We start from the raw sequence: 11,838 nt of genomic DNA, 5'->3' as shown, positions 1-11,838 counted from the left end.
GGCACGTAGATCGCCTGCATCGAGGTGATCGACCGACCCTTGGTCGACGTGATCCGCTCCTGCAGCTCACCCATCTCGTCGGCCAGGGTCGGCTGGTAGCCCACCGCGGACGGCATGCGGCCGAGCAGCGTGGAGACCTCGGAACCGGCCTGCGTGAACCGGAAGATGTTGTCGATGAACAGCAGCACGTCCTGGTTCTGCACGTCGCGGAAGTACTCCGCCATCGTCAGCGCGGACAGCGCGACCCGCATGCGGGTGCCGGGCGGCTCGTCCATCTGACCGAACACGAGTGCGGTGTCGTTGATGACGCCGTCCTCGGTCATCTCCAGGAACAGGTCGTTGCCCTCGCGGGTGCGCTCGCCGACCCCGGCGAACACCGATGTGCCACCGAAGTTCTTGGCAACTCGGGTGATCATCTCCTTGATGAGCACCGTCTTGCCGACGCCGGCACCGCCGAACAGGCCGATCTTGCCGCCCAGCACATAGGGGGTGAGCAGGTCGATGACCTTGAGGCCGGTCTCCAGCATCTGGGTGCGGCCCTCGAGCTGGTCGAACGCCGGCGGCTTGCGGTGGATCGCCCACCGCTCCAAGTCGTCGCCGTAGCCGGGCTCGTCCAGGCACTCGCCCAGCGCGTTGTAGACGTGGCCCTTGACCCTCTCCCCCACCGGCACCGAGATCGCCGCGCCGGTGTCGGTGACCGCGGAGCCCCGGACCAGACCGTCCTGCGGCTGCAGAGAGATCGTGCGGACCAGGTTGTCGCCGAGGTGCTGAGCGACCTCGAGGGTCACCGTCTTGCGCAGCTCCTCGAACTCGATCTCCACCTTGAGCGCGTTGAACAGCTCGGGCACCGCGCCACGCGGGAACTCGACGTCGACCACGGGCCCGGTCACCGACACGATGCGGCCCTTGGCCGCGTTCTCCGTTGTCGTCATCAGTCTTCACTTCCTACGGCGGCGAGTGCGTCCACTCCACCGACGATTTCGCTGATCTCCTGGGTGATCTGGGCCTGCCGGGCCTGGTTCGCCAGGCGGGTGTAGGTCTGCACCAGATCGCTGGCGTTGTCCGAGGCGGCCTTCATGGCGTTGCGCTGCGCGGCGAGCTGCGAGGCCGCCGACTCCAGCAGTGCCGCGTAGATCCTGGTGTTGATGTACTTCGGCAGCAGCGCCGCCAGCAGGATCTCGGCGTCGGGCTCGAAGGAGTAGGACGGCGCGATCACGTCACTGTCCTGGCGCGGCTTCTCCTCCGCCTCGGTGTACTCGACCTCCAGCGGCGCCATCCGCCTGGCCACCGGGACCTGGGAGAGCATCGAACGGAACTCGGTGTAGACGATGTGCAGCTCGTCGATCCCGAGGATGCCGTCCGCGCCCGGTCCGTCACCGTCATCGTCCGCGCCGGACCGGAACGCGCGCATCAGGGTCTCCCCCGCGGCGGCCGCGTTCTCGTAGCGCGGCACCTGGGTGAACCCTGTCCAGCTGTCGGTGACCTCGCGGCCACGGAACCGGTAGTAACCGACGCCCTTGCTGCCGATCACGTACAGCACCGGCGTCTTGCCCTGCCCGCGGAGCAGCGACAGCAGCTCCTCCGCGGCCCGCAGCACGTTGCTGTTATAGCCGCCGCACAGGCCCTTGTCGCTGGTCACGACCAGCACGCCGACCCGCTTCGGGTTCTCCCGCTCGGTCAGCAGCGGGTCGTCGAGCGTGGACGCGGCGCTGGCCAGCGCCGAGAGCACCCTGGTGATCTCCGCCGCGTACGGCCGCGCCGCGTCCACCCGAGCCTGCGCCTTGCTGATGCGCGAGGTGGCGATGAGCTCCATCGCCTTGGTGATCTTGCCGATCGACTTTGTCGCCCGGATCTTTGACCGGAGCTCGCGAAGTTGTCCCGCCATCGGGTTGTCCGGTCAGCTCTTGGGAGCCGGGCGGTTGACCTTGACGGTCTCCTGCCCGACCTCGCCGGCGTCCATGGCCTCGGCCTCGACCTCCACCAGCGGCTTGCCCTCGGAGGTGGTGAAGCCCTTCTTGAACTCCTCGGCCGCGTCGGTCACCCGGCCGGCGAGCTCGTCGCTCCACTTCCCGGTGTCCCGGATCTCGGCGAGGATGCCCTCGTGCTTGTGCCGCAGGTTCTCCAGCAGCTCGCGGTTGTAGCGGGCCACGTCCTCGATGGGCACCAGATCGAACGCGCCGGTGGTGCCGAGGAACACGGTGAGCACCTGCTGCTCGACCGGCACCGGCGAGTACTGCGGCTGCTTGAGCACCTCGTAGAGCCGGGCACCGCGGTCCAGCTGGGCACGCGAGGTCGGGTCGAGGTCGGAGGCGAACGCCGCGAACGACTTGAGCTCCTCGTACTGCGACAGGTCGATGCGCAGCGAGCCGGAGACCTTCCGCATGGCCCTGATCTGCGCGCTGCCACCGACCCGGGAGACCGAGGTGGTCACGTCGACCGCCGGGCGCTGACCCGAGTTGAACAGGTCGGACTGGAAGAAACACTGCCCGTCGGTGATCGAGATGACATTCGTCGGGATGTACGCGGAGATGTCGTTGGCCTTGGTCTCGATGACCGGCAGACCGGTCATCGAGCCGGCGCCCAGATCGTCGGACAGCTTCGCGCAGCGCTCCAGCAGGCGGGAGTGCAAGTAGAAGACGTCGCCGGGGAACGCCTCGCGGCCCGGCGGGCGGCGCAGCAGCAGCGACAGCGCGCGGTAGGCCTCGGCCTGCTTGGTCAGGTCGTCGAACACGATCAGGACGTGCTTGCCCTGGTACATCCAGTGCTGGCCGAGCGCCGAGCCGGTGTAGGGGGCCAGCCACTTGAAGCCGGCTGAGTCCGACGCCGGGGCGGCGACGATCGTGGTGTAGGCCAGCGCCCCGTTCTCCTCGAGCGCCCGGCGCACCGAGGCGATCGTGGAGCCCTTCTGGCCGACCGCGACGTAGATGCAGCGCACCTGTTGCTTCGGGTCGCCGGTCTCCCAGTTCGCCCGCTGGTTGAGGATCGTGTCGACGCAGACCGCGGTCTTGCCGGTCTTGCGGTCGCCGATGATCAGCTGGCGCTGGCCGCGGCCGATCGGGGTCATCGCGTCGATCGCGGTGATGCCCGTCTGCAGCGGCTCGCTCACCGGCTGGCGCTGCACCACGGACGCCGCCTGCAGCTCCAGCGCGCGGCTCCCGTCCGCGGCGATCTCGCCGAGGCCGTCCAGCGGCTTGCCCAGCGGGTCGATCACCCGGCCGAGGAAGGCGTCGCCGACCGACACCGAGAGGATCCGGCCGGTCCGCTTGACCTCCTGACCCTCCTCGATGCTCTCGTAGTTGCCCAGGATGACGACGCCGATCCGGCGCGGCTCCAGGTTCTGCGCGACACCAAGGATGCCGCCGGGGAACTCCAGCAGCTCGTTGGCCATGGTCGAGGGCAGGCCCTCGACGTGCGCCACGCCGTCACCGGTGTCGACGACGAGGCCGACCTCCTCCCGGCTGACGTCGGGCGAGTAACTGGACACGTAGTCGTCGATCGCACTGCGAATCTCGTCCGACGAGATCGTCAGCTCCGCCATGTCGTTCCCGCTCCTACCGTCTTGTACTTCAACGTCTCAGTCCGTGTCGCTCAACCGGCCAGGCGCCGGCGCAGCTCGTCGATCCGGCCGATGGCGCTGCCGTCGATGACCTCGTCCCCGACCTTGATCACCAAGCCGCCCAGGATGTCGGGATCGACCTCGACGTGCAGCGCGATCGGGCGCGCGTAGATCCGGTCCAGCGTCGCGGCGAGCCGCTCCTGCTGCTGCGCGGACAGCGGACCCGCGGAGACCACGTAGGCCACCGACCGCTCGCGGCGCTTGGCCGCCTCCGCGGTCAGCTCGCCGAGACCGGCCACCACCGTCCGCCCCCTCGGCACGATGACCAGCTGCTCGACCAGCCGCACGGTGATCGGGTCGGCCTTGGCGCCGAGCAGCTCGCCGACGAACTCGAGCTTGGCCGGGCTTGGCGCGTTCCGGTCGCCCAGCGCCTGTTCCAGCTCGGCGTCCCCGGCCACGATGCGGCCGAACCGGAACAGCTCGTCCTCGACGGTGTCCAGCCGGCCCGCACGCTCCGCGTGCACCAGCAACGCGGTCCTGCCCAGCTCGTCGAGCCCGTCGACCAGCTCACGCGGGGTGGACCAGCGCGCGGTGACCGCCGTGCGCAGCACGTCGAGGGCCAGCGCGCTCACCTTGCCGGACAGCAGGCCGGTCAGCAGCCCTTCCCGAGCCTGCGGCTCCGCCGACGAGTCGCCGAGCGCGCGGCGCAGGCCTGGCTCCCGGTCGAGCAGCCGGACGACGGCGAACAGCTCTTCGCCGAGCTCCACCGAGGTGGCGGCGGCCTTGGTCCGCCCCCGCGCGGGCTTGCCCGTGCCGCTCAGAGCGTCGAGGAGCTTCAGCTCGGTCGCGGCGAGGGCCTCGCGGCTTGCAGCGTGGTATGTCATCAGCGGGTCCTAGTTCCGGGCCGGAGCCGAGACTGCGTCGAGCTCGTCGAGGAACCGGTCGACCGTGCCGCGCTGGCGCGCCTCGTCCTCGAGGGACTCACCGACCACCCGGCTCGCCAGCTCCACCGCGTGCCGGCCGAGGTCGGCCCTCAGTTCGGCCACGATCTGGGCGCGTTGCGCCTCGAGCTGAGCACGCCCCTGAGCCACGATGCGGTTGGCCTCCTCCTGGGCCTGGGCGCGGAGCTCTTCCTTGATCTGTTCGGCCTCAATCCGGGCGTCGTCCCGGATACGTGCCGCGTCGGCCCTGGCCTCGGCCAGCTGAGCAGTGTACTTGTGGAGGGCCTGCTCGGCCTCGGCCTGCGCCTGTTCGGCCTTCTGGATGCCACCCTCGATCTTTTCGGTGCGCTCCTTGTACGCCTGCTCGAACCGCGGCACGGCGTACTTCCAGAGCACCCACAGCACCAGACCGAATGCGATCAGCCCAAGGATGATCTCGGACGTATGCGGCAGGATCGGGCTCGGCTCCTCTTCGGCGGCCAGCAGGATTGCCGTCATCTCGACTCCCAACGTCTTGACTCCATCACGACCGCGTGCCTAGCTGATGAAGTACAAGAGCAGACCGATCAGCATCAGCAGTTCGACCAGGACGTAGTAGATCCAGGCGAGGCCCTGCAGCTTGCCCTGCGCCTCAGGCTGACGGGCCGTGCCGTTGATGACCGCGGCGAAGATCAGGCCGGCGCCGACTCCGGCGCCGATGGCACTGGTGCCGAAGCCGATCGTGGCAATGCTCGGGGCAAGGTCTTGGACACCTTGTGCGAGAACCATTGCGTTGCTCACTTGCCATATCCCTTTCAGTCGGTCCGCAGTGAATGCGGATCGCCAGGCTTATCTGTTGTCGGATGGTGTGGCTAATGCTCCTCGGCCAAGGCCGTGCCGATATAGCTGGCGGTGAGGACGGCGAAGACGTAGGCCTGAATCACCATGACCAGCGCTTCCAGGAACGTTATCAGGATGGCGAAGACCCACGAGAACAACGACATCGCCTTGAGCGCGCCTTCGGCTTCCAGCAGCAGGAACTGACCACCGAGGATGAAGACGAGGAGGAGCAGGTGGCCGGCGAACATCGCCACAAAAACACGGACGGCCAGCGTGAACGGGTTCAGCACGAATTTCACGAGAAACTCGACCGGCGCCAAGATAAAGTACACCGGTATCGGTGCACCCGGCGGGAAGAGCTGCTGCTTCAGGTATTTGCCGAGACCGTACTTACGTATACCGACGAAGTGGTAAACCGGGTAGACAACCAGAAGCGACATGGCCAAGGGAAAGCCAATATGGGACAACGTCGGAAAGTATATCACCGGGACGATCCCGAACAGATTGTTCACCAGGATGAACGAGAACAGCGCCACGATCAGCGGCACGAACGGCCGAAACTCGGCCGACCCGATCTGGTCCCGCGCGATGGTGTCTCGGCCAAAGTTGTACAGCGACTCGGCGGCGAACTGGAACCTGCCGGGAACGAGCTGGAGGTTACGGGTAGCGATCAGGTAGAAGGCGATGACGATGACAGCCGCGAGAACGATCTGCACCATCGGCTTGGTGACACCACCGACGATCGGCGGAAGGAAGAAGTCTCGTACCCCCGGCGCATCGAACTCAGCACCCTGCGCCAGTGCTTGCAGACCCAACGAGGGCTCCTTCCGGTTCTTCCGGCCGACAGGCGTGCCGCCGGAGGAATCGTCACGATCAGGACTTAACGTACCTCAGCTACCCCGGGCACCTGACGGCGGCACCCCTGCTCAGGAGGGGTGCCCAGGGGCCACCTGCGCACTTTATCAGCCGCTTCCGGGCTACCCGGACGCGCGTACTACTTACCGTCGTCCGGGTCGATGATCAAGGTGGGGATCTTGGTGCGGTGGAACGCGATGGCCTCCATGGCCGCCCACACGAGCACCGTCGCGAGCATGGTGAGGGCCAGCGACATGCGATGCAGCCAGCTCGCGTCGTCGAGCACGATCATGACGATCAGCAGCAGGATCATCTTGCCCAGCAAGCCGCCGATCCCGGCCGCCATCACGACCTGCGGGCTCTGCGCCGAGGTCTTGCGCATCAGCCACACGGTGGCGAGCGACGACGCGAACGCGATTACGCCGCCGATGAGCGCCCCAACCGCGCCACCGGCCCCGGCGAACACGGCGGACAGCGCGACGCCCACCACCACGGTGGCCACGCCCGGCCAGAGCGCCGTACGCAGCATCGCGTCGGCAAGCTTGCGCACGGACGCGCCGTGGGTGCGCGGTAGGTCGACCCCGGTCAGGCCGAGGAGTTCGGCGTCCTGTTTGTCATTCATCGTGCCCGAAGTCTAGGCACCGCCGAGATGACCAGTGCAACCAGGAGCCCGATGCCCATCCCCCACACCACGGCGAACGTGTCGAACAGGGTGAGCGCGACCGCGCCGAACGCGAGCACCGCGGCCCACAGGTAGATGAGCAGGACCGCGCGGCGCTGCGAGTGGCCGATCTCCAGCAGCCGGTGGTGCAGGTGCATCTTGTCGGCGTGGAACGGGCTCAACCCCTTGCGGGTGCGGCGGATGATCGCCATCAGCAGGTCGAGCAGCGGCACGAACAGCACGGCGGCCACCACCAGCAGCGGCGAGAGCAGCGCGATCGTCTGCGTCTGGTTCAGGTCGGGCACCCGGCCGGACGCCGACGTGGTCGCCGCGGCCATCATCAGCCCGAGCAGCATCGAGCCCGAGTCGCCCATGAAGATCTTGGCCGGTTGGAAGTTGTGCGGCAGGAAGCCCAGGCACGCGCCGGCCAGCGTGGCCGCGATGAGCGCGGGCGCGTAGTTGTTGACGTCGCCGCCGGTCTGCTTGAGCAGGTTGAGGGAGAACGCGCACGTCGCCGTGGCGGAGATCAGGCCGATGCCCGCGGCGAGCCCGTCCAGGCCGTCCACGAAGTTCATCGCGTTGACCATGGTGACCACCAGCAGCACGGTGATCAGCGCACCTTGGTTCTGGTCGAGCACGAGGCGCGAGCCGAGCCCGTCCTCGGCGCCCCACGGCACCCAGAGGATCACCCACTGCAGGCCGAACAGGACCAGGATGCCGGCGCAGGTGGTCTGGCCGGCGAGCTTGGTGATCGAGTCCAGCTCGTAGCGGTCGTCGAGCATGCCGATCAGCACGATCAGCCCGCCGCCGATCAGCACGGCCAGCGGGTCGAGGGTGTACTCGAACGCGCGGCGCAGCACCGGCAGCTGGTGGGCAAGCAGCATGCCGCCGCAGACCCCCATGTACATCGCGAGCCCGCCGAGCCGCGGGATCGGCACGGTGTGCACGTCGCGCTGGCGCGGGTGGGCGACCGCGCCCCAGCGGATCGCGAGCCGCCGCACCAGGCCGGTGAAGAGGAACGTGAGGACCGCGGTCGTCAGCGCCACCAGCAGGTACTCCCTGATGGGGAGCCCGGCGGGCTGGAAGTCCTGGGCCAGGTCCTGGGCTAGGGGCACAGGGTCAGCTCCGCGGGTACGCGGGGTGGGCGGTGGCGATGCGGTTGACCGCGCCGGCCACGCCGGCGAGCTCGGCGTCGCCCGCCTCGGTGCCCGCCGGGGCCCGGACCGCACGGCCGATGAGCCGGGCCACCTCGGCCATGTCCGGCTCGGTCATGCCCTGGGTGGTGACGCTCGGCGAGCCGATCCGGATGCCCGACGCGGTGGCCGGCGGGGCCGGGTCGAACGGGATGGCGTTCTTGTTCAGCGTGATCCGCGCCGCGTCGCAACGGCGTTCGGCCTCGACGCCGGTGACCCCGAGCGGGCGCACGTCGAGCAGCGCGAGGTGGGTGTCGGTGCCGCCGGACACCGCGCGCATGCCGTCCGCCTCGAGTCCTTTCGCGAGCGCCGCGGCGTTCGCGACGACCTGGGCGGCGTAGCCCTGGTAGTCCGAAGTGGACGCTTCGCGGAGCGCGACCGCCTTGGCCGCCACGGCATGCATGAGCGGGCCGCCCTGGCCGAACGGGAACACCGCCTTGTCGACGGCCTTCGCGTGCTCCCCGCGGCACAGGATCATGCCGCCGCGGGGGCCGCGCAGCACCTTGTGCGTGGTGAACGTGACCACGTCGGCGAACGGCACCGGCGACGGGATCGCCTTGCCCGCGACGAGTCCGATGAAGTGCGCGGCGTCGACCATGAGGACGGCGCCCACCTCGTCGGCGATCGAGCGGAACGCCGCGAAGTCGATGAGCCGCGGGTACGCCGTGGCCCCGGCGATGATCATCCGTGGCTCGTGGGTGAGCGCGAGGTCGCGCACCTGGTCGTAGTCGATCAGCTCGGTGTCCGCGCGCACGCCGTAGGACACGGGCTGGAACCAGCTGCCGGAGAAGTTGACCTTGGAGCCATGGGTGAGGTGGCCGCCCTGCTTGAGGTCCATCGCGAGGACGACGTCGCCGGGCTCGCAGAACGCGGCGTACGCGGCGAGGTTGGCGCTCGCCCCGGAGTGCGGCTGCAGGTTCGCGTGGTCGGCGCCGAACAGCTTCTCGGCCCTGGCGATGCCGATCTCCTCGGCGACGTCGACCTGCGCGCAACCGCCGTAGTAGCGCCGGTTCGGGTAGCCCTCGGCGTACTTGTTGGACAGTGTCGACCCCAAGGCGGCGAGCACGGCCGGGCTCGTGAGGTTCTCGCTCGCGATCAGCTGCAGGCCACCACGGAGGCGTTCCAGCTCACCGAGCACGACGTCGGCGATCTCGGGATCCGTGCTGGCCAGGGCGTCGAAGTCAGGGCCCCAGAACGGCGTGTCCAAGCCTGTTCTTCTCTCCTCGGCACTGTTGTGGCGCCAGGCTACCGCGCCCGTTCGGGGTTACCGTTCGGTGGTGACCAAGCTGAGGAAGGCCGAGTACGAGGCCGAGCTGGCCAAGCTCCACCTCGAGCTGGTGAAGCTGCAGGACTGGGTGAAGGCCCGCGGGATGCGGGTGGTGGTGCTGTTCGAGGGCCGCGACGCGGCCGGCAAGGGCGGGGTGATCAAGCGGATCAGCGAGCCGCTCAACCCGCGCGTCTGCCGGATCGCCGCGCTGGGCACGCCGACCGAGCGGGAGAAGTCGCAGTGGTACTTCCAGCGCTACGTCGCGCAGCTGCCGGCGGCCGGGGAGATCGTGCTGTTCGACCGCTCCTGGTACAACCGCGCCGGGGTCGAGCACGTGATGGGCTTCTGCGCCGAGCCGGAGTACGAGGACTTCCTGCGCGCGGCGCCGGAGTTCGAGCGGCTGCTGACCCGGTCCGGGATCATCCTGGTGAAGTACTGGTTCTCGGTGTCCGACGACGAGCAGGAGAGGCGGTTCCAGGAGCGGCTGGCCGACCGGACCAAGCGGTGGAAGATCTCGCCGATGGACCTGGAGGCGCGGCGCCGCTGGTTCGACTACTCGAAGGCGAAGGACGTGATGTTCGCGCACACCGACGTCGAGCACTCGCCGTGGTGGTCGGTGGACGCGGACAGCAAGAAGCGGGCGCGGCTGAACTGCATCTCGCACCTGCTGACGCGGGTCCCCTTCGAGGACGTGGACCCACCCGACCTGAAACTGCCCCCGCGGGGCAAGGCCGACCCGGGCTACGAGCGCCCGCCCATCGACTCGATGCGCTGGGTCCCGGCACGCTTCTGACCAGCCCGTCAGCCGGCGGCGCGGACCTCGGTGCCGACGACCTCGGCGATCTCCGCGATGGTCACCGCGCCCTCGCGCAGCACCACCGGGTCGTCGCCGGTCAGGTCGACGATCGTGGACGGGACCGGCTCGCCCGACGGGCCGCCGTCGAGGTAGACCGCGACCGACTCGCCGAGCTGGTCGCGTGCCTCGTCCGCGGTGGCGACCGGCGCGTGGCCGGAGCGGTTGGCGCTCGACACGGCCATCGGGCCGACCTCGCGCAGGAGCTCGATCGCCACCGGGTGCAGCGGCATCCGCAGCATCACCGTGCCGCTGCTGCGCCCGAGGTCCCACGCCAGCGACGGCGCGTGCGGCAGCACGATCGACAGGTCGCCCGGCCAGAAGGCCTCGATCAGCTGCCGGGCCTGCCGGGGCACCGACAGCACGAGCCCGTCGATCGTCGACCAGGAGCCGACCAGCACGCCGACCGGCATGTCCGGGCCGCGGTTCTTGGCCGCCAGCAGCGACCGCACCGCCGACGAGGAGAACGCGTCCGCGCCGATGCCGTACACGGTGTCGGTCGGGACCACCACCAGCCGCCCGGCCCGCACCGCGCTCGCGGCGGCCGCCAACCCGTCCGCCCGGTCGGGTTCCCGCGCGCAGTCATAGACGACACTCACGAGCGGAACCCTAGCCGTTGCGAGTGAGGGGACTCTATTGAGTCCACTGCTCACAGCCGACCGTTACCAGTCGGCGGTCCCCGTCTTGCCCACCGAGATGGTGCGGGGTTGGCGTTTCACAGCCACCTGCCAAGCTGGGCTTGGTCTTCTGGTCGGCTCCACGCCCTGTTTTCGTGTCGCCCGGCCACTCCAGGTCGACGTACTGCTTGAGGTTGAGCGCGGCGTTGAGGTCCCGGTCGATGATCACGCCGCAGGCGTCGCAGGTGAAGATCCGGTTTGCCAGGCTCAGTTTGGGTTTCACTGTGCCGCAGCCAGAACACGTCTTACTCGAAGGGAACCACCGGTCGGCGACGGCGAGTTGCCCGCCGTTCCACCCGGTCTTGTAGTCGAGCTGGCGTCTGATCTCGCCGAAGGAGGCGTCGGCGATGTGCCGGGCCAGCTTGTGGTTCCTGAGCATGCCCGAGACGTTGAGGTCTTCCACGACGACGGTGCCGTAGGTGGTGGCCACGTCGGTGGTGAGTTTGTGGATCGCGTCTTTGCGCAGATTCGCGACCCGAGTGTGGATACGGGTGACTTCTCGCCGGGCGGTTTCCCAGCGGGCCGAGGGTCGTTGCCCGGTGCGCCGGTCAGGGCCGACTCGCCGCGACAACGTGCGGGAAGCGGTTCGCAGTGCTTTCAGGGCTCTGTTCAGGTGTCCTGGGTTGGGCACCGGCTCACCGGTGGACAGCACGGCCAGAGCCTTGATACCCAGGTCCACCCCGACGGTCGCGTCAGGCCGTGCCGGAGCACTCACGTGGCGGGCGACTTCGACGGTGAACGCGCAGTACCAGCGGCCGGCGTCGCGGCGCACCGCCGCGGACAGGATTCGAGCGGTCCCGGTCTCCAGGCGGCGGGCCAGTTTGCGGGTCGACTCGTGCGTCTTGATCGTGCCGACCCTGGGCAAGGTCACATGCTTAGGGCTCGTAGTAAAATAACTTGGGTTTTGGCCTCGGGGTGTTTATGGTCTGTGCTATGAGCCTGGTCATGGATTCTCTCGAACGCCGCTATGACGCGGTCAAGCCGCATCTGACTGAGCGGCAACGTCGGGTCTGGCT

General features: G+C 68.7%; 13 protein-coding genes. 1 reads left to right on the top strand and 12 read right to left on the bottom strand.

Features of this window, described 5'->3' with window-relative positions; translation table 11 throughout:
- The 10 genes from atpD to glyA form a co-directional block, all read right to left on the bottom strand.
- On the bottom strand, positions 1–932 hold a 932-nt coding region (atpD, locus tag GEV28_RS39455; RefSeq protein WP_291419012.1), incomplete at its 3' end, for a F0F1 ATP synthase subunit beta.
- Positions 932–1,885 (bottom strand): F0F1 ATP synthase subunit gamma, encoded by a 954-nt coding sequence (locus GEV28_RS39450; protein WP_291419009.1) that lies wholly within the window; start codon positions 1,883–1,885, stop codon positions 932–934. The genes GEV28_RS39450 and atpD, both read right to left, overlap by 1 nt.
- Before the next feature lie 12 nt (positions 1,886–1,897).
- A complete protein-coding gene (gene atpA / locus GEV28_RS39445; protein ID WP_291419007.1) occupies positions 1,898–3,538 on the bottom strand; it encodes a F0F1 ATP synthase subunit alpha in 1,641 nt (546 codons plus the stop codon).
- Between the two features lie 50 nt (positions 3,539–3,588).
- Complete coding sequence (locus GEV28_RS39440) at positions 3,589–4,440, bottom strand: F0F1 ATP synthase subunit delta (protein WP_291419005.1); 852 nt, start codon at positions 4,438–4,440, stop codon at positions 3,589–3,591.
- Positions 4,441–4,449: 9 nt separating this feature from the next.
- On the bottom strand, positions 4,450–4,995 hold the full coding sequence (locus GEV28_RS39435) for a F0F1 ATP synthase subunit B (protein ID WP_291419003.1): 546 nt from the start codon (positions 4,993–4,995) through the stop codon (positions 4,450–4,452).
- A 39-nt stretch (positions 4,996–5,034) separates the two neighbouring features.
- Positions 5,035–5,277 (bottom strand): ATP F0F1 synthase subunit C, encoded by a 243-nt coding sequence (locus GEV28_RS39430; RefSeq protein WP_291419001.1) that lies wholly within the window; start codon positions 5,275–5,277, stop codon positions 5,035–5,037.
- A 71-nt stretch (positions 5,278–5,348) separates the two neighbouring features.
- Positions 5,349–6,131 (bottom strand): F0F1 ATP synthase subunit A, encoded by a 783-nt coding sequence (gene atpB, locus GEV28_RS39425; RefSeq protein WP_291418999.1) that lies wholly within the window; start codon positions 6,129–6,131, stop codon positions 5,349–5,351.
- A 179-nt stretch (positions 6,132–6,310) separates the two neighbouring features.
- Positions 6,311–6,793 (bottom strand): hypothetical protein, encoded by a 483-nt coding sequence (locus GEV28_RS39420; protein ID WP_291418997.1) that lies wholly within the window; start codon positions 6,791–6,793, stop codon positions 6,311–6,313.
- Positions 6,790–7,947, bottom strand: coding sequence for a glycosyltransferase family 4 protein (locus GEV28_RS39415; protein WP_291418995.1), 1,158 nt, complete (start codon positions 7,945–7,947; stop codon positions 6,790–6,792). The genes GEV28_RS39420 and GEV28_RS39415 overlap by 4 nt, the downstream gene beginning before the upstream one ends.
- A gap of 4 nt (positions 7,948–7,951) precedes the next feature.
- Positions 7,952–9,232, bottom strand: a complete 1,281-nt coding sequence (gene glyA / locus GEV28_RS39410) for a serine hydroxymethyltransferase (RefSeq protein ID WP_291418993.1) — start codon at positions 9,230–9,232, stop codon at positions 7,952–7,954.
- A 70-nt stretch (positions 9,233–9,302) separates the two neighbouring features.
- On the opposite strand from glyA, the gene ppk2 reads away from it, so the two are divergent.
- The gene (gene ppk2, locus GEV28_RS39405; protein WP_291418991.1) at positions 9,303–10,085 is read left to right on the top strand and encodes a polyphosphate kinase 2; all 783 of its coding nucleotides are present in this window, start codon (positions 9,303–9,305) and stop codon (positions 10,083–10,085) included.
- 8 nt (positions 10,086–10,093) lie between these two features.
- Here ppk2 and GEV28_RS39400 read toward each other — a convergent pair whose 3' ends face one another.
- Both GEV28_RS39400 and tnpB read right to left on the bottom strand, forming a co-directional pair.
- Positions 10,094–10,744 (bottom strand): L-threonylcarbamoyladenylate synthase, encoded by a 651-nt coding sequence (locus tag GEV28_RS39400; protein ID WP_291418989.1) that lies wholly within the window; start codon positions 10,742–10,744, stop codon positions 10,094–10,096.
- 34 nt (positions 10,745–10,778) lie between these two features.
- On the bottom strand, positions 10,779–11,693 hold the full coding sequence (tnpB, locus tag GEV28_RS39395) for an IS607 family element RNA-guided endonuclease TnpB (RefSeq protein ID WP_291418986.1): 915 nt from the start codon (positions 11,691–11,693) through the stop codon (positions 10,779–10,781).
- Positions 11,694–11,838 lie beyond the last annotated feature (145 nt).

Origin of the sequence: Actinophytocola sp. (genome assembly GCF_009379765.1) — a bacterium.
In the GTDB taxonomy this organism is placed as follows: domain Bacteria; phylum Actinomycetota; class Actinomycetes; order Mycobacteriales; family Pseudonocardiaceae; genus Actinophytocola.
The sequence above is the reverse complement of the archived record's forward strand: the minus strand, read 5'-3'. Positions and strand labels throughout refer to the sequence as shown.

Excerpts from the sequence above, each read along its gene's own strand:
- GEV28_RS39450 (WP_291419009.1), bottom strand. The coding sequence starts at position 1,885 with ATGGCGGGACAACTTCGCGAGCTCCGGTCAAAGATCCGGGCGACAAAG.
- atpA (WP_291419007.1), bottom strand. The coding sequence starts at position 3,538 with ATGGCGGAGCTGACGATCTCGTCGGACGAGATTCGCAGTGCGATCGAC.
- GEV28_RS39440 (WP_291419005.1), bottom strand. The coding sequence starts at position 4,440 with ATGACATACCACGCTGCAAGCCGCGAGGCCCTCGCCGCGACCGAGCTG.
- GEV28_RS39435 (WP_291419003.1), bottom strand. The coding sequence starts at position 4,995 with ATGACGGCAATCCTGCTGGCCGCCGAAGAGGAGCCGAGCCCGATCCTG.
- GEV28_RS39420 (WP_291418997.1), bottom strand. The coding sequence starts at position 6,793 with ATGAATGACAAACAGGACGCCGAACTCCTCGGCCTGACCGGGGTCGAC.